Genomic DNA, 17534 nt, shown 5'->3' with positions numbered 1-17534 from the left:
GGTCTAAAATAATCAAATATTCAGAAACTTACCTGTTTAGTTTTAAACAAAGCTCTTAAAGAAGTGATTAGGTTTAACATAAGATTCTTATAATCTTGGATTTATAATAAGATTATATTGAAGTATTATTTCAAACATAGTTTTATTTGGCTATATTGTTTAAAATTTTATGATTTATTAACAGACGTAAGTAAAATAATTTTATATTTGGGTTATATAATAATAGTCTATGAAAAAAATATTAGTATCAACTGCATTATTGGCAGGTGTTTTATCTTATGCAGGAGGTTTCAGGGTTTCTCTGCAGGGGGTAAAACAATTGGCAATGGCACATACCAGTGCCCATGCTGAAGATGCGAGTGTGGCATTCTTCAATCCTGCAGGTATGTCATTCATTCCCTCGAAATTAAGTATTGTAGCCGGTGGATTTGGTGCAAGCAACAGAGTGACTTTTCAAAACCTCAATACATTACAGACCACAGAGACTGATAATCCTTTAGGAACGCCTATTTACGCTGCTGTAACATACAGACCCCTTGAGAAACTGACTGTTGGTTTCAGCTTTACCACGCCTTTCGGAAGTACCATAGAGTGGCCGAATGATTGGGAAGGAAAAGAAATGGTTCAGAAGCTTGAACTGAAAAGTTACTATTTCCAGCCTATGGTTTCTTATAAATTTAATGACTGGTTGGCTTTTGGAGCTAGCTATATCTATGCAAAGGGTACAGTAAACTGGGACAGAGCGGTTACTCAGTTTGGAGGACAGCTTAATCTAGACAGTGATGCGAGTGGCCATGGTTACGGTTTTGGTTTTTATTTCAGGCCGGATCCTAAAGTGGATGTAAGTGTTGCATACCGTTCTCCTGTGGATATGAAGGCTAAAGATGGTACCGCTACCTTCAAATTTCCATCTACATCAATCTATCCTTTATTAGGCTTAAATTCTTCCGGAACAGATGGCTTTACCGCAACATTGCCTTTGGTTGAAGAGTATACTATCGGTTTAACGTACAAAGTAACCCCGAAATGGTTAATCTCTGCAGATTTCAACTACCACGGATGGTCCAGATATACCCAGCTTACCCTGGATTTCGCAAGTGCTCCTTTGGCTACTGGAAATCCAGATCCAACAGTTGTTGTTGCTCCGAAAAATTTCAAAAATGCTAAAACATTCCGTTTGGGAACTCAGTATGCATTCAGCGATATGATCTATGGACGTCTTGGAGCTTACTATGACGAATCGCCTTACTCTGATGACCATTTTATTCCCGAGACTCCATCTTTTAATACTTATGTAGTAACGGGTGGTGTAGGATTTAAGCTGAAACAGTTCGGAGTTGATATTGCAGGAGGTTATGCAATGCCTCAGTCGAGAAATGTAAATAATAAAACCCTTGGTTTCTACGGGCAGGCTAAAGCAACGGCTTACTATTTTGGTTTAGGTTTATCTTACAATCCTTTTTAATTGAAGACTATGAAAAAAATTATAATTTCTACATTTGCGATTTCCGCACTTTTATTTACAACGAGCTGCGAGGATGATTTTGATAATGATGTAAACGATGTTGTAGTAACCAGTGGTGAAGCCAACTTTTCCAGATATGTTGCCTTAGGAAATTCATTAACTTCAGGGTATAGAGATGGCGCTCTCTATTCAGAAGGGCAAAACGAGTCTTATCCTTCCATTATTGCACAGCAAATGAAGCTTGCAGGCGGCGGTGATTTTAAGCAGCCATTGATGCCTAATAATACAGGAGGTTTTAATAACCTTCCGGGTTTCCCCGGAAAACTTACTCTTAAGGTTGTTAACGGATCATTAACTCCCGTTGCCGGTACTCCCGGAGGTGCGCTGGATAATATCGCTTCAGGAAGGCCTTACCAGAATATGGGTGTGCCGGGAGCGAAATCTTTCCATCTTGTAGCGCCTGGATACGGAAGTCTTGCGGGTCTTGCAACCGGAACAGCAAATCCTTATTTCGTAAGATTCGCTTCATCTGCTACAACTTCAGTTTTAGCTGATGCAATATCCCAGGCTCCTACATTCTTCTCTCTGTGGATAGGAAACAACGATGTCCTTTCTTATGCAACAAACGGAGGTACAAACTCTCAGACAGTGGGAGGGGTTACAACATATACGGCAGCAACGGTTCAGCCCGAAACTGCGAGTCCTGCAACATACAGATCGAATGATATTTCGAATCCTAATATTGTTGCGGGTTCTATCAAAGCGGTTTTAGATGGTCTTAAAGGAGCAGGTGTTACAAAAGGAGTAATCGCCAATATTCCTGATGTTACCAATATTCCTTTTTTTACAAGAGTTCCTTATAATGCAATTCCTTTGGATGCAGCAAAAGCCCAGGCTTTAAACACTCAGCTTTATGGGCCTATAAAGGCTGTTCTTACCGCATATGGGCAAGGAAGCAGAATTAATCCTGTTGTAGCGGGAAATAATCCTGTTCTTATTATTGATAATAAATTAGCTGATCTTTCGGCTCAGCTTACTGCTGCTTTAGCAGCAAATGGTTATACTCCTACTCAGGCTGCATTTATAGGTAATGCTTTCGGAAGAGCACGTCAGGCAAAGCAGGGAGAATTAATGCTTCTTACATCCAGCAGCTTATTAGGTTTAGATGCAACGACCAATCAGCCGGCTACTCCGAGTTCTGTGTTTATCTATGGCGCAAGTTTTCCAATTGGTGATCAATATTCATTAACGGCTGATGAAGTAAATAATATTTCTACAGCAGTAACTGCATATAATACATCCATCAGATCAATGGCAGATTCTTATGGTTTAGCTTTTGTTGATATGAATAAGAAAATGGTAGAACTGAATTCAAAATCAGGGATCACTTATAACGGGGTGAAATACACCGCAACATTTGTCAGCGGAGGTACTTTCTCTCTTGACGGAGTGCACCTTACCGGAAGAGGATACGCTATTGTTGCTAATGAATTTATCAAATCCATCAACATGAAGTATAGATCCAATCTGCCGCAGGTAGATGCCAATAAATATTCAGGGGTTACCTTTCCGTAATTCTCAATTAAATAAAAACTTAGAAACCACAGGATAGATTCTTGTGGTTTTTTTTTAAATTTGCAAAATCTTTTAAAAAGTAAAAATGGCCCACCAGTTAAGTTATCTATTTTGTACAAGGACGAGCAAGGACTTGGCAGAGAAAATTGCCCAGCATTACGGGAAAGAATTAGGAAAAATAAACTTTCAGGAGTTCAGTGACGGAGAATTTGAGCCGGTTCTGGACGAGTCTGTAAGAGGAGGAAGAGTTTTCCTGATTGGATCTACATTCCCTCCGGCGGATAATCTTTTAGAACTTCTTCTAATGATTGACGCAGCAAAAAGAGCCTCTGCAAAAAGTATTACGGTAGTACTTCCTTATTTCGGACTTGCCAGACAAGACAGAAAAGACAAACCAAGAGCGCCAATCGGTGCAAAGCTTGTAGCTAACCTTTTAACGGCTGCAGGAGCAACCAGAGTAATGACGATGGATCTTCATGCCGATCAGATCCAGGGATTCTTTGAAATTCCGGTAGATCATTTATATGCATCTACCATTTTCGTAGACTATATCAGAGACCTCAATCTTGAAAATCTTACCATTGCCTCTCCGGATATGGGAGGAGCGAAAAGAGCTAAAAACTATGCGGGCCACTTAGGTGCAGATGTGGTAATTGCTTACAAAGAAAGAAAAAAGGCAAACGTTGTGGAAGAAATGTTCCTTATCGGGGATGTGGTTGGAAAGAACGTAATCCTTATTGATGATATGATTGATACGGCGGGTACACTTTGCAAGGCTGCAGATATCCTGATGGAAAAAGGGGCAAAAACCGTAAGAGCTATGGCTACACACGGAGTGCTTTCAGGAAAGGCTTATGAGAATATCGAAAACTCAAAACTTTTGGAAGTTATTGTAACTGACTCGATTCCTGTGAAAAATAATTTGTCATCTAAAATAAAAGTGCTATCTTGCGCCCCATTATTTGCAGACGTTATGAAGATGGTTCATGAGCATCAATCAATTAGTAGCAAGTTTGTTATTTAATTGACAATTAGAGTTTTGCGAATTTAATTTTAAACAAATTTTTAAATTTTTATAAATGAAATCTATTACAATTCAAGGTACAAAAAGAGAAAGCGTGGGCAAAAAGTCTACAAAAGCTTTACGTGATGCTGAATTAGTTCCTTGTGTTGTTTACGGAGGTGGTGAGCCATTGAACTTCTCTGCAGAAGAGAAAGCGTTCAAAGGTTTGGTATATACTCCTGAAGCACACACGGTATCTATTGAGGTTGATGGTCAAACAATTCCGGCTGTTCTTCAGGATATTCAGTTTCACCCGATTACAGACAAAATTCTTCATGCAGATTTCTATCAGTTAGCTGACGATAAGCCGGTTATCATGGAAGTTCCTGTAAGAATCACTGGTCGTTCTAAAGGTGTTGTAGCGGGTGGTGTTCTTCGTCAGTCTTTCAGAAAGCTGAAAGTAAAAGCAATTCCTGCTAACTTGCCAGACGAAATCGTGGTTGATGTTACTCCATTAAGAATCGGTAACAAACTTTACATCGGTGGAATCAAGACTGAAGGTTATTCTTTCATGCACCCGGACAATGCAGTTGTTGTAGCTGTTAAGATGTCTAGAAATGCTATGAAAGGTGGTGCTGCAGCAATGGATGATGAAGATGAAGAAGAAGTTGCAACTGAAGAAGGAGCAGCTCCTGCAGCAGAAGAAACTGCAGCAGAATAAGAATTACTTATCCAGATTATATAAAACCTGTCAACTTTTGGCAGGTTTTTTATGTTTAAAAAGCATTCGTATGTGTTTTAAGTGAAAAGGCTTTGTGAACGCAATAAATATTCAGTTGTCAAAAAATCTTCGTGATCTATTGTGTTCAAATTTTAAGCTTTTATAATTTTATATAATATAGCTTTCATTTGCTAGTGAAACGTTCTTGCGAACAAAAAATATCCACAATAAATTATTCATTCCTTGCGTTAAAGAAAAATAAACATCTAGTCCATCGAATCTTTCTATCAATTTACAGACATCTATCATCTATAACAATCCGAAAAAAAGCCGTAAATTTGAAATGTTCTAAATAAGAACGTTTTAATTTAAAAATTTAATAAATGTTTGACATTCAGGAAATCAGAAGTCAGTTTTCTATATTAGATCAGAAGGTGAACGGTAAGCCATTGGTTTATCTCGACAATGCGGCAACATCACAAAAACCGGATTCTGTTTTAAAAACATGGGATCAATATTATAAAGAGATTAATGCCAATGTACACAGAGGAATTCATACCCTGAGCCAGCTGGCTACCGAAGAAATGGAACTTTCCAGAAGAAAAATTCAGAAATTCATCAATGCAAAACATGATTTTGAAGTAATTTTTACTAAAGGAACTACAGAAGGTCTTAACTTGATTTCGTATATCTTAACACAAAAGCTTAAAAAAGATGATGAGATCATTATCTCTTATCTGGAGCACCATTCCAATATTGTTCCGTGGCAGCTGCTTTGTGAAAGAACCGGAGCTAAACTGAGAGTTATTCCTATTGACGAAAACGGTATTCTCCAACTTGATATTTTTGATACTTTTTTAAGTGAGAAAACGAAAGTAGTTTCGGTAAATCATGTTTCCAATGCGTTGGGAATTGTAAATCCTGTTGAGGAAATCATTGCAAGAACTAGAAAAAATACAGACGCCTATATTGTTATTGATGGAGCGCAGTCTGCACCGCACTTTACTATTGATGTGCAAGAAATGGATTGTGATTTCTATGTCTTTTCCGGGCATAAAATGTACGCGCCTATGGGAACGGGAATTCTGTATGGAAAGCAACATATTCTTGAAGAGCTGCCACCGTTCCATGGAGGAGGTGAGATGATTGCGACATGTTCATTCGATGGAACTACTTATGCGCCACTGCCTTTTAAATATGAAGCCGGAACCCCCAATGTAGGAGGAAATATTGCGCTGGGAGCTGCGGTAGATTTTATTTTGAAAGTAGGGCAGGAAAACATTCAGAGACATGAAAATGCTTTGCTGGAATATGCTCAAAGAAAGCTTTTGGAACTTGACGGAATAAAAATTTATGGTGAAAAGGCTAACAGAACCGGGGTTGTTTCATTTAATCTTGAAGGTGTAGGAATCGCTTCCGATGTAGGAATGATCCTTGATAAATTAGGAATTGCCGTAAGAACAGGACATCACTGTACCCAGCCTATCATGGATTTTTTCAATATTGCGGGTACGGTACGAGCCAGTTTTGCCGTGTACAATGAATTTCATGAAATTGATCTTCTCGTGGAAGGCGTACAAAAAGCGCAAAGAATGCTTAGTTAGTTCGCATTTTCATTTACAATAAAAACCCGGGCGGAAATTTTTCCGCCCGGGTCTGTTTTAATTATCAGCAATTTAATTAAGACCAGATTCGCACATTTCAACAGGAACCAGGCAGCTTGTTGAGGTACATGGGTTTCCGGTAGGAATCTGCAGACAGCAAGCGTGATAACCGTTGTAAATAATGTGATAAGTATTTCCAGGGCAGGTATGTCCGCCCATTACTTGTTTTAAGTATTCTCTCTGAAGTTTTCTTAGATTTTTCATAGTAATTTGTATTAATATTTGTAATTATTTCACTAAGGTATGAAAAATAACAATAGAATAAAAGCAAACAGAAAAATTCTTGTTCTGTAAGGAATTGTATATTTATTAAAAAAAATCTTTAAGGCTGTAACCTTTTTGGTTTTTTCTTGTCTTACTAGTAGAAACAAATAATTATGAAACTTTTGTTCGGAAATAAAAAAGATGATTTGCTTGTCCGGCTTAAAAAGCAGGATCCGGCTGCGCAGAAAGTTTTTTATGATCAGAATGTAAAAAAATATTTGAGTGTAAGCCGAAGTTATATTAATGATCTTTACCAGGCTGAAGATTGCGTGATCAAAGCATTCTGCAAAATTTTTAAAAGTATTGAAAGCTTTCGCAACGAGGGAAGTTTCGATGGCTGGGCAAGAAGAATTGTTGTGAATGAATGCCTGAATTTCATCAAAAGCAACAAAACGGTTTTTTATCTTGATGATATCAGCGAAGCGTATTTGGAAGAAATACACGATGAGGAAATTGTTTTTGATTTTAACGCCCAGGAACTTCTTGATCAGCTTCCGGACGCTTACAGAATGGTTTTTAACCTGTATGTTTTTGAAGATTATTCGCACCAGGAGATTGCCGATATGCTGCAGATTTCAACGGCGGTAAGCAAAACACAACTGTTCAGAGCCAAAGAGAAAATGAGAAAAATTTACTTTCAACAACAAAAAGCCTTGAAAAATGAACGCATCTAAAAATAATATAGAGTATCAGATTAAGAAACAGATCGCAGACAGGGAAATTATGCCTTCCAGAGATTTATGGTCTGAAATCCAGGCTCATAAACCTGTTGAATCTGCAAAAACCAAAATCAACTGGTTTTTAGTGGCGGCTTGTGTTGTTTTAACATGCAGTTTAGGAATAGTACTCTTTTTTAATCAGGATAATCAGGTGACCCAGAGGTATGAAAATATTGCTAAGGCCGACAAGACTGAAGTTCAGCTTCCTGCACAGGACGAAATTCAGAATAAACCTGCAGAATTAATCATTAAAAATAATGAACAAAAAATTGCAGTAGAAAAGATTTCAACAAATAATCAAAAAGTTCTGAAGAAATCGCCGGCTGTTATACATGATGAACTGCCTTCAATACAACAAAATTCGCCACATGTTATAACAGAAATCACACCTGTTGAATCGGCTAAAATGATCGCACAATCAGATTCTGCTAAAATACAAGTAAAAAAGAAACGATATGTTGATCCTTCAACACTGCTCTTTTCAGTCGAACACAAAGATGTTATTGAAAAAACAAAAGGAAAAAGCAATGTGGCAAGCATTGATCTGAACGAAAAATAAATCAATTTTAAACAATAAAAACTATTATAATATGATCAGGAAATTTATCATGATGGGTGGGCTATGCCTATTATCTACAGCGATATTCGCTCAAAAAAAGCCGGTATTCAATCTTCAGCCAAAAGAAGACACCGAAGTAAGTCCAATTGTAAAAGAAAAGGTGGACGAATATGCAAGAAAAATTGACACCATCATTAAGGAGGAAAAAAAGCTGATGGAAGTGGAGTTAACTGAACTTCAGTCTAAAAATCTTTCTAAAGCAGAATTCAATGAACAAAAATCATTGATTGCCAGTAAGTATTCTGAGAAGATAGATCATAGAATTGAAGAATTAGGCTTTGATATGGATGCCGTTATTCAAAAACAGGTAGGGTATTCTCTCCTTAATTCTGATGTGACTTCTAATGAGGAATTGAAAGAAAAATTGTTGAAAAAATTCAGACCAACAAAAGAGCTTTCTCCTTATATCTCTTATTCTATCATGAATCTTACAAACGATAAGGCGGATAATATTTTGGATAACAATCTGCGCTATGCAGGAAATTTTGAATTTGGGTTTAAATTCAATTATCAATTCGGCAGAACAAGTCCGTGGGGATTAATTTCCGGAATCGGGTTTTCCTGGAGAACATTGAGTATCGATAACAATATGTTTGTGGCAAAAGATGCCAATTCCAATGTTTATCTGGCAAATTATGAAAAAGGATTGAGTAAAAGTAAGCTCAGAACAGGCTATATTATCGTTCCGCTGGGATTGCAGTACAATTTTTCAAAGCTTAAAAATGCAGGCCTGGATGTCCAGTACAGAGATTATTCTCATGGATTTAAAGTGGGTGCCAATATCTACGGGGGAGTAAAAATGTCTACCAATAATATTATCAAAGGTGACGGAATAAGTGACAGAGACAGAAGTGATTATAGGGTAAGTGCTTTTATTTACGGAGGGCAGTTTACCGTTTCTTATGATGATTTCAGCATCTTTGTTAAAAAAGATTTCGGAAATTTCTTTAAAAGCGGAACCTTTGAAAACGATAAAGCTTTAACTTTCGGAGTAGCACTTTGGTGGTAATGCACCCATTCATATATAACAAAAAACGCCCGGAAATTTCAGGGCGTTTTTCTACAATATTAACTGTTTATATTTAATTTTTATTTTAAACTTCCTACCATGTCTTCGGGTTTCACCCATTCGTCAAACTGTTCCGCCGTTAAAAGTCCGAGATTCACAGCTTCTTCTTTTAATGTTGTTCCGTTTTTATGAGCGGTTTTTGCAATTTTTGCAGCATTTTCATAACCGATATGCGTGTTTAAAGCAGTAACAAGCATCAACGATTTGTCTACCAATTCTTTAATTCTTTCATGATTAGGCTCAATTCCCACCGCACAATGATCGTTAAAGGAGATACAGGCATCAGCAATCAGCTGCGCCGATTGTAAAAAATTATAAGCCATCACCGGTTTGAAAACATTCAGCTCATAATTTCCCTGTGTTCCGGCAAAAGAAATAGTGGTATCATTTCCTAACACCTGAGCGCAAACCATCGTCATTGCTTCGTTTTGAGTAGGATTTACTTTTCCCGGCATGATGGAAGATCCCGGCTCATTTTCAGGAATATGAATTTCCCCGATTCCCGAACGTGGCCCCGAAGCCAGTAATCTGATGTCCTGAGCAATTTTAAATAATGAAACGGCTAATTGTTTTAAAGCGCCGTGAGACTCAACAATCGCATCATGAGCGGCCAAAGCTTCAAATTTATTTTCAGCTGTTACGAAAGGATGGTTGGTGAATTTAGCAATATATTCAGCCACTTTTACATCATAGCCTTTCGGAGTGTTCAGCCCTGTTCCAACGGCAGTTCCTCCCAAAGCCAGTTCGGAAAGATGCGGAAGCGTATTTTTTAAAGCTTTTAAACCGTAATTCAGCTGAGCGACATATCCTGAAAATTCCTGCCCTAAAGTAAGGGGGGTGGCATCCATCAAATGCGTTCTTCCAATTTTTACAATATCTTTAAAAGCCTCTGATTTTTCAGCCAACGTATCTCTTAGTTTCTCAACAGCAGGAATAGTCACTTCCACAACTTTACGATAGGCCGCAATATGCATTGCCGTAGGGTATGTATCGTTGGAAGACTGGGATTTATTAACATCGTCATTCGGGTGGATTTCAGATTTTTCACCTAATGTGCCGCCATTATTAACGTGTGCCCTGTTGGAAATCACTTCATTTACATTCATATTAGACTGTGTTCCGGAGCCGGTTTGCCATATCACCAGAGGAAATTGGTCATTAAGTTTTCCATCTAATATTTCATCACAAACTTTTGCGATCATATCTCTTTTTTCCACTGGAAGTACACCCAGATCAGCATTGGTGTAAGCGGCTGCTTTTTTAAGATAGGCAAATGCTTCAATGATTTCGTGCGGCATAGATCCTTCAGGGCCGATTTTGAAATTATTTCTGGATCTCTCGGTTTGTGCCCCCCAGAACTTGTCTGCAGGAACCTGCACTTCACCCATGGTGTCTTTTTCTATTCTGTAATTCATTGTGATGGAATTTTTTATTAATTCAGGTTGAGGATAAGGCTTAGGTTTAAAAATCTTAGCCTCAGCCTTATTCCATAAAATTACATATAAATAAAAACACTCACAATTTATAATCATTATAAATATCAATCTAAGCTTCTGATTTTACTCATGTTTTTTCGCGAAGTTTTATTTTTGCACCCAAAGAAAAAGAAGAATGGAATTTAGATATCAGGATCCGTATCCAATTCAGAAGGATGATACGGTGTACAAGAAGCTTACCTCAGATTATGTAAAAGTTGAACAGCTAGGAGATAGGGAAATTTTAACCATCGATCCGAAAGGCCTCGAATTGCTGGCCGAAGAAGCAATGGCAGACGTATCTTTCATGCTCCGTTCTTCCCACTTGGAAAGTCTTAGAAGAATTATTGATGATCCTGAAGCTACTGATAATGACAGGTTTGTTGCTTATAATTTATTGCAAAATGCAGCCGTTGCAGCGGAAGGAGCTTTGCCTTCATGCCAGGATACCGGAACTGCAATTGTAATGGGTAAAAAAGGAGAAAATGTTTACACGGGCGTTGATGACGGAGAATATTTAAGCAAAGGAATCTACAATACCTATCAGAAAAGAAACTTAAGGTACTCTCAGGTGGTGCCTTTAACCATGTTTGATGAGAAGAATTCGGGGTCAAACCTTCCGGCGCAGATCGATATTTATGCTAAAAAGGGAGATTATTACGAATTTCTTTTCTTAACAAAAGGAGGAGGCTCTGCCAATAAAACCTTCCTTTACCAAAAAACCAAATCTTTACTGAACGAAAAATCCTTGGAAGAATTCATCAAAGAAAAAATATCGGATCTGGGAACGGCTGCCTGTCCGCCTTATCATCTGGCATTGGTAATCGGAGGAACTTCTGCAGAGGCAAATTTAGCAGCGGTAAAAAAAGCTTCTGCTAAATATTATGATCATCTTCCAACCGAAGGAAACGAGGCCGGTCAGGCTTTCAGAGATCTGGAATGGGAAGCAAAAGTTCAGAAAATATGCCAGGAAAGTGCTATCGGAGCACAGTTTGGCGGAAAATATTTAACACACGACGTCAGAGTGATCCGGCTGCCTCGTCACGCAGCTTCCTGTCCGGTCGGAATGGGAGTTTCCTGCTCGGCAGACCGAAATATCAAAGGTAAAATTACAAGGGAAGGGATTTTCCTGGAGCAGCTGGAAGAAAATCCGAAGAGATTTTTACCGGATACACCGCCACATCTTGAAGAAGCGGTAGAAATTGATCTTAATAAACCGATGCCTGAAATTCTTGCTGAGCTTTCAAAATATCCTATTAAAACAAGATTGAAACTAAACGGAACATTGATCGTTGCAAGAGATATTGCCCATGCAAAAATTAAAGAATTATTGGATGCGGGACAGCCAATGCCAGAGTATTTCAAAAATCACCCGATCTATTATGCAGGACCTGCAAAAACACCGGAAGGAATGGCTTCGGGAAGTTTCGGGCCGACAACAGCGGGAAGAATGGATGTTTATGTAAACGAGTTCCAGAGCCATGGCGGAAGCATGATTATGCTTGCCAAAGGAAACAGAACGAAAGATGTTACCAATGCCTGCAATATGTATGGAGGCTTTTATTTAGGCTCTATCGGAGGACCTGCTGCTATTCTGGCTAAAGACAATATTCTTTCCGTTGAGGTAGTTGATTTTCCGGAATTGGGAATGGAAGCAGTAAGAAAGATTGAAGTTAAGGATTTTCCGGCTTTCATCATTACGGATGACAAAGGAAACGATTTCTTTGCAGATCTGGCGCATTGATAGTAAGATAGATAGAGAATAGACAGATAATAGACGGATAGAAAAATAGACAAAAAGAAATTATCTATCGTCTATCCGTCTATTATCTATTTGACTCTTAAAATTACCTGGCTTTTAAATTTAAAATCAAAATAAATAACAAAATAGGGCACCTATCTTTTGTGTAAAAAAATAAAATGTCCTATTTTTGCCTAAAATCTTTAAGAAAATGATAACGATTTTATCAGCATTTTGGCCGTTTTACCAGTTCCTTTGGACTGTATTTTTCATAATCATGTTCCTTGTGGGATTCTGGTGTATCTTTATGTTCTTCGGATTTGTAATTCCTTTATGGTTAACTGAAGGTCTGAAAGAATACTTCGGAAAAGTAAAACCTTTCGATCCTGAAGATATCAGAAGCAAAATGGTTTACGAGCAGGAAGGAGTAGAAGTAATCTACAATGAGCCAAAAGGTCACGGTCCTTTTATTCATGACCATAGCCACGACAGCCACGGACATCATTAATTGATTGTCATTGTTTTCCCACACGAATTCCGGGAAAGCAATATCAAAGCAAAACAACATATACTAAAACCACTTATTCCGGTAAGTGGTTTTTCTTTTATTCAGTTTTTTCAGTGGACCGATGATGATTGTTTTGGTTCTTTTTTCATCAGTAACAGTTTATTGCTGAACTCATTCTAATTAAGTTTTTTTAAGAAATTCTGGTTCCACTGTTTTTTTACAGTTAAATATGATGAAATACATTTCCAGAAAAATAAAATAAAAACACTCTGTATTAAATCAGGATAAATATTTATGATTTTATTAAAACCAAAAATTATTTGATAATTTTCTTTGATTTTTAAATTATTTTAACAAAATGGCTAGATAGCAATATGTTAAAATTTATCATTTTTTTCATAATAAATAATCAGTTTTCAAAAAAAGAAATTATTTTCGTGGTAACTAAAGAAACGTTATGAAGAAATTTTATTCTGGTATTTTACTGCTTATGATCACACTGGTTTTTGGCCAGATAAGCTATACCATAACACCGAACCCTTTTAATGAGACAGATGCTATTACTTTATCGGTTCCCGGAAATCAAATCGATGAAGCTGCCTGGGGAGTTGCCAATAATGCTGTTTACATCTGGTCCTGGTCTCTCGATACAAACTATCAGAACAGTCAGGATTGCCCTACAAACGGTACTTGGACTAACTCTAATGAACTGAACAGGCTGAATTACAATTCAGCTACAGACACGTATTCTATAACGTTTACACCGACTACTTTTTATGGCAGAACGGGAATCGGAAGATTCGGGTTTTTGTTGAAAAATAAAACCGGTACAAGCCAGACCTCTCCGGATATTTTTGTAAATGTCGGAATTCTGAGTTTAAATTTAACGAATCCTGCTGCAAACAGTCTTACTTCAGTACCAACCGGAAATTCAATAAATATTACCGGTACTACTAATGTTAATGCGACCTTTCAGCTTAAGGCTAACGGAAGTGTAGTACATTCCACCTCAACTCCTTCCACTTCCTATTCGTACAGCTATACCGTAACAGGAGATGCGAATATGGAACTGATTGCCACGGATGCCAATTCCAATACAAAAAACAAAACATTTATTGTTCAGGTTCCTCGAAACGTTGTGTCTGAAGCTATTCCAAGCTGGATCAAGCAGGGGATAAACTATCATCCTACCGATCAGACAAAAGTGGGACTTGCGTTATATGCGCCTTTCAAAAACTTTGTACATGTTATCGGAAGCTTCAATAGCTGGACGGTAAACGATACTTATTTAATGAAAAGGGATACCACAAATCCTGATCTGTATTGGATTGAATTAAGCGGGCTTACTCCACAGCAGTTGTATACTTTCCAATACAGAACAAATGATCTTAGAAAAGTGGCAGATCCGTATTCTCCGCAGATTTTATCTTCGTATGACGATCAGTGGATAACGTCTTCCACTTATCCGAATTTACCGGCGTTTCCGGCAGGACAGGATTTTGAAGTTTCTATGTTTAAAACAGGGCAGGCTCCTTACAACTGGCAGGTTACCAACTTCCAGCGCCCAGCTAAAGATAATCTTATAATCTATGAATTATTGCTGAGAGACTTCACACAGGAAAAAACCTGGCAGTCACTAATCAACAAGATTACTTACTTGAAGAATTTAAAGATTAATGCGATTGAATTAATGCCTATTATGGAATTTGAGGGAAATCTTTCTTGGGGATATAATACTTCTTTCCATTATGCCTTAGACAAAGCTTACGGAACACCTGAAAAATTCAAAGAATTTGTTGATATCTGTCATCAGAACGGGATTGCCGTAATTTTGGATGTTGCCTTTAATCACGCTACCGGCCGTTCTCCACTGGTTAGACTCTGGAACGTAGATCCGGATGGTGACGGGTATGGTAATGTTGCAGCCAATAACCCGTATTTCAATACAGTTCCTAAACATTCTTATAATGTCTTTGAAGATTTCAACCATTCAAGTTCTTCAACTAAATATTACGTTGAAAGATGTCTGCAGCAATGGCTTACCGAATATAAAATCGATGGTTTCCGATGGGATCTTACAAAAGGATTTACTCAAAACTGCTCTGAAAATGACGAAACCTGTACAAACGCTTATCAGCAGGACAGAGTCGATATTTTGAAATATTATGCAGACAAACAGTGGGCAATCGATCCGAATTCTTACATGATTTTTGAACATTTAGGTACAGATGCTGAAGAACAACAGTGGGCCAATTACAGAATAGCAGAAGGAAAAGGAGTTATGCTTTGGAATAAGCAGACAGATCCTTACAACCAAAATACAATGGGCTATAAGGAAAACAGCAATTACGACAGGATGAATCATGCGCTTCGAGGATTTACAAACATGCATGCGGTAGGCTTTGGTGAAAGCCACGACGAAGAAAGACTGATGTTTAAAAATCTTGCTTATGGTGCTGTGAACGGAAGTTATGACGTGAAAAATCTTAATACCGCTTTAGAAAGAATGAAAACTTTCGGGGCAACATTCTTTACCATTCCGGGACCTAAAATGATATGGCAGTTTGGCGAGCTGGGCTACGAATTCAGTATCAACAGATGTGGCGACGGCTCTATTAACCCTGGATGCAGAACGGATGAAAAACCAATCGCATTTACACTTGGTTATGATACTAATGTCAACAGAAAAGCCGTATATGATACTTGGGCTAAAATTATTGATATCAGAAATGCATATCCTGTTTTCAGATCGAAGACGTATACTGTAGAATCTAATAATCTTACCAACGATCCGAACGGACTGATTACAAGGATATATGTATACGATAATGCGATCACAAATGGGGTGAAAAATATTGTAGTCATTGCCAACTATAACACAACAGCACAGAATGTCATTCCGTATTTCCCTTATACAGGGCAATGGCAGAATTTGATGGATAACTCGATTTCTAATATTACTTCTACAACCGCAGCCATTACACTACAGCCGGGAGAGTTCAGAATTTTCGGAAATTATGTAGGAACACTTTCAACTATTGATGAAACGGCGGCTTACAAATTATCACTGCAGATTGCAGATAATCCGGTGAAAAACGGCTTGGCAAAATTGATCTATCACAAAGCCAAGAACGGAGAAATCGTAATCTACGATATGAGTGGCAAAAAGGTTGATCAGTTTAAACTGAAAAATGAAGACGGAGCGTATGAATTAAAAGCAAATTATGCACCGGGTACTTATCTGGTTCACTTAAAATCAGATTCAGGAATTGCTATTCAGAAAATGATTATACAATAAACTTAGGTCGCTGCAAGCGGCCTTTTTTTATGTTGGAATAAATAACAATCGTCATTTCCATCCGAAATTAGCACATCTACAAATCAATCCGTATCTTTGCCAACTAAATTTTTACTATGTCTAAGAGTTTAATTCCAAAATTAGAAGCTATAAAACAAAGATATAATGAGGTGGCAGACCTTATTATTCAGCCTGATGTTATTTCAGATCAGAAAAGATATTCTTCTCTGAACAAAGAATATAGCGATTTGGGGAAAATTGTAAGAGTTTACGATCAATATAAAGGCGCTTTGGATTCCATTGCAGAATCGGAAGAAATTATTGCAGACGGTTCAGACAGGGATCTTGTGGATCTTGCTAAAGAAGAAAAGCTGGAAGCTCAGGCCAGAATTCCAGGCCTTGAAGAAGAACTGAAAGTATTGTTGATTCCTAAAGATCCAGCAGATGATAAAAACGTAATCGTAGAGCTTCGCGCTGGGACAGGAGGTGACGAAGCAGCGATTTTCGTTGAAGATATTTATAGAATGTATTCCATGTACTTTAAAACAAAAGGCTGGAGACATGAAGTGACGGATTCTAATGAAGCGGCAAAAGGCTACAAAGAACTGATCATGAAAGTGGAAGGAGAAGGTGTGTACGGAATTATGAAATTTGAATCCGGAGTACACCGCGTACAACGTGTTCCCGAAACCGAATCCCAGGGAAGAGTTCATACATCGGCAATTACCGTAGCCGTTTTACCGGAAGCTGAAGAGGTGGATGTAGAAATCAACCCTGCCGATATTGAAATGCAGACGTCCCGTTCAGGAGGAGCCGGAGGGCAGAACGTAAACAAAGTTGAAACGAAAGTTCAGCTTACCCATAAACCTTCGGGAATTGTTGTAGTTTGTCAGCAGGCACGTTCCCAGTTGGCTAACCGTGAACTGGCGATGGAAATGCTTCGTGCAAAATTATATGATATCAAACTGCAGGAAGTTCAGGGTGATATCGCAGCACAAAGAAAAACAATGGTTTCCACCGGTGACCGTTCTGCAAAGATTAAAACGTACAATTATCCGCAGGGAAGGGTGACAGATCATAGAATCAACAAATCTATGTACAACCTGGATGCTTACATGAATGGCGATATCTCTGAAATGATTGATGCCGTTATCATGGCAGAAAATGCCGAAAAAATGAAAGGCGAAGAAGAAAATTTATAAAATCTTTATTATAAAATCTTTGTAAAGTCTCCGGTTTTTCCGGAGATTTTTATTTACAACCTGTTTAAATTTGAAATTTATTTAACCATTAAGGCATTAAGCTCCTCTAGTTTAATAAACTTAATACAAATCAATTTATTGATTCTTAATCATAATCAGTTTAACTTACTGAACTTCTTAATGTTAATTTTAAGAATAAACAAAGTTTTAA

Annotated in this window: 14 protein-coding genes; 12 read left to right on the top strand and 2 right to left on the bottom strand. The window is 37.9% G+C overall.

Annotation, left to right across the window (positions count from 1 at the left end):
• The first annotated feature begins 229 nt into the window (after window positions 1–229).
• From BUA76_RS08675 to BUA76_RS08655, 5 genes are all read left to right on the top strand, one after another.
• Window positions 230–1465: an OmpP1/FadL family transporter gene (locus BUA76_RS08675; RefSeq protein ID WP_072884406.1), complete on the top strand. Its 1236-nt coding sequence runs from the start codon at window positions 230–232 to the stop codon at window positions 1463–1465.
• 9 nt (window positions 1466–1474) lie between these two features.
• Window positions 1475–3040 (top strand): SGNH/GDSL hydrolase family protein, encoded by a 1566-nt coding sequence (locus tag BUA76_RS08670; protein WP_072884405.1) that lies wholly within the window; start codon window positions 1475–1477, stop codon window positions 3038–3040.
• Between the two features lie 85 nt (window positions 3041–3125).
• A complete protein-coding gene (locus tag BUA76_RS08665; RefSeq protein ID WP_066435169.1) occupies window positions 3126–4064 on the top strand; it encodes a ribose-phosphate pyrophosphokinase in 939 nt (312 codons plus the stop codon).
• Window positions 4065–4119: 55 nt separating this feature from the next.
• Complete coding sequence (locus BUA76_RS08660) at window positions 4120–4764, top strand: 50S ribosomal protein L25/general stress protein Ctc (RefSeq protein WP_072884404.1); 645 nt, start codon at window positions 4120–4122, stop codon at window positions 4762–4764.
• A 383-nt stretch (window positions 4765–5147) separates the two neighbouring features.
• Window positions 5148–6368, top strand: a complete 1221-nt coding sequence (locus BUA76_RS08655) for a cysteine desulfurase (protein ID WP_072884403.1) — start codon at window positions 5148–5150, stop codon at window positions 6366–6368.
• A 72-nt stretch (window positions 6369–6440) separates the two neighbouring features.
• Here the strand turns inward: BUA76_RS08655 and BUA76_RS08650 are convergent, their stop codons facing one another.
• Entirely contained in the window at window positions 6441–6632 is a 192-nt protein-coding gene (locus BUA76_RS08650; RefSeq protein ID WP_072884402.1) for a bacteriocin-like protein, read from the bottom strand.
• A 173-nt stretch (window positions 6633–6805) separates the two neighbouring features.
• Between BUA76_RS08650 and BUA76_RS08645 the strand changes: the two genes are divergently transcribed.
• The 3 genes from BUA76_RS08645 to BUA76_RS08635 are packed head-to-tail and all read left to right on the top strand — an operon-like array spanning window position 6806 to window position 9039.
• Window positions 6806–7366 carry an RNA polymerase sigma factor gene (locus tag BUA76_RS08645; RefSeq protein WP_072884401.1) on the top strand — a complete coding sequence of 187 codons (561 nt, stop codon included), beginning with the start codon at window positions 6806–6808 and terminating at the stop codon, window positions 7364–7366.
• Window positions 7353–7970: a hypothetical protein gene (locus BUA76_RS08640; RefSeq protein WP_072884400.1), complete on the top strand. Its 618-nt coding sequence runs from the start codon at window positions 7353–7355 to the stop codon at window positions 7968–7970. Before BUA76_RS08645 ends, BUA76_RS08640 begins: the two co-directional genes overlap by 14 nt.
• A gap of 31 nt (window positions 7971–8001) precedes the next feature.
• A complete protein-coding gene (locus BUA76_RS08635) occupies window positions 8002–9039 on the top strand; it encodes an outer membrane beta-barrel protein (protein ID WP_072884399.1) in 1038 nt (345 codons plus the stop codon).
• Window positions 9040–9119: 80 nt separating this feature from the next.
• Here BUA76_RS08635 and fumC read toward each other — a convergent pair whose 3' ends face one another.
• Window positions 9120–10514, bottom strand: a complete 1395-nt coding sequence (gene fumC / locus BUA76_RS08630) for a class II fumarate hydratase (RefSeq protein WP_072884482.1) — start codon at window positions 10512–10514, stop codon at window positions 9120–9122.
• A gap of 196 nt (window positions 10515–10710) precedes the next feature.
• On the opposite strand from fumC, the gene BUA76_RS08625 reads away from it, so the two are divergent.
• The 4 genes from BUA76_RS08625 (at window position 10711) to prfA (ending at window position 17323) form a co-directional block, all read left to right on the top strand.
• Window positions 10711–12318, top strand: a complete 1608-nt coding sequence (locus BUA76_RS08625) for a fumarate hydratase (protein WP_072884398.1) — start codon at window positions 10711–10713, stop codon at window positions 12316–12318.
• Between the two features lie 208 nt (window positions 12319–12526).
• Entirely contained in the window at window positions 12527–12823 is a 297-nt protein-coding gene (locus tag BUA76_RS08620; protein ID WP_177175296.1) for a hypothetical protein, read from the top strand.
• A 457-nt stretch (window positions 12824–13280) separates the two neighbouring features.
• Window positions 13281–16121, top strand: coding sequence for an alpha-amylase family glycosyl hydrolase (locus tag BUA76_RS08615; RefSeq protein ID WP_072884397.1), 2841 nt, complete (start codon window positions 13281–13283; stop codon window positions 16119–16121).
• Between the two features lie 116 nt (window positions 16122–16237).
• Entirely contained in the window at window positions 16238–17323 is a 1086-nt protein-coding gene (gene prfA / locus BUA76_RS08610; protein ID WP_072884396.1) for a peptide chain release factor 1, read from the top strand.
• Window positions 17324–17534 lie beyond the last annotated feature (211 nt).

The sequence above is a fragment of the Chryseobacterium takakiae genome (assembly GCF_900129385.1).
GTDB lineage: Bacteria > Bacteroidota > Bacteroidia > Flavobacteriales > Weeksellaceae > Chryseobacterium > Chryseobacterium takakiae.
The sequence above is the reverse complement of the archived record's forward strand: the minus strand, read 5'-3'. Positions and strand labels throughout refer to the sequence as shown.

Excerpts from the sequence above, each read along its gene's own strand:
- BUA76_RS08660 (WP_072884404.1), top strand. The coding sequence starts at position 4,120 with ATGAAATCTATTACAATTCAAGGTACAAAAAGAGAAAGCGTGGGCAAA.
- BUA76_RS08675 (WP_072884406.1), top strand. The coding sequence starts at position 230 with ATGAAAAAAATATTAGTATCAACTGCATTATTGGCAGGTGTTTTATCT.
- BUA76_RS08645 (WP_072884401.1), top strand. The coding sequence starts at position 6,806 with ATGAAACTTTTGTTCGGAAATAAAAAAGATGATTTGCTTGTCCGGCTT.
- BUA76_RS08620 (WP_177175296.1), top strand. The coding sequence starts at position 12,527 with ATGATAACGATTTTATCAGCATTTTGGCCGTTTTACCAGTTCCTTTGG.
- BUA76_RS08635 (WP_072884399.1), top strand. The coding sequence starts at position 8,002 with ATGATCAGGAAATTTATCATGATGGGTGGGCTATGCCTATTATCTACA.
- BUA76_RS08640 (WP_072884400.1), top strand. The coding sequence starts at position 7,353 with ATGAACGCATCTAAAAATAATATAGAGTATCAGATTAAGAAACAGATC.
- BUA76_RS08650 (WP_072884402.1), bottom strand. The coding sequence starts at position 6,632 with ATGAAAAATCTAAGAAAACTTCAGAGAGAATACTTAAAACAAGTAATG.
- prfA (WP_072884396.1), top strand. The coding sequence starts at position 16,238 with ATGTCTAAGAGTTTAATTCCAAAATTAGAAGCTATAAAACAAAGATAT.
- BUA76_RS08670 (WP_072884405.1), top strand. The coding sequence starts at position 1,475 with ATGAAAAAAATTATAATTTCTACATTTGCGATTTCCGCACTTTTATTT.
- BUA76_RS08625 (WP_072884398.1), top strand. The coding sequence starts at position 10,711 with ATGGAATTTAGATATCAGGATCCGTATCCAATTCAGAAGGATGATACG.
- BUA76_RS08615 (WP_072884397.1), top strand. The coding sequence starts at position 13,281 with ATGAAGAAATTTTATTCTGGTATTTTACTGCTTATGATCACACTGGTT.
- BUA76_RS08655 (WP_072884403.1), top strand. The coding sequence starts at position 5,148 with ATGTTTGACATTCAGGAAATCAGAAGTCAGTTTTCTATATTAGATCAG.
- BUA76_RS08665 (WP_066435169.1), top strand. The coding sequence starts at position 3,126 with ATGGCCCACCAGTTAAGTTATCTATTTTGTACAAGGACGAGCAAGGAC.
- fumC (WP_072884482.1), bottom strand. The coding sequence starts at position 10,514 with ATGAATTACAGAATAGAAAAAGACACCATGGGTGAAGTGCAGGTTCCT.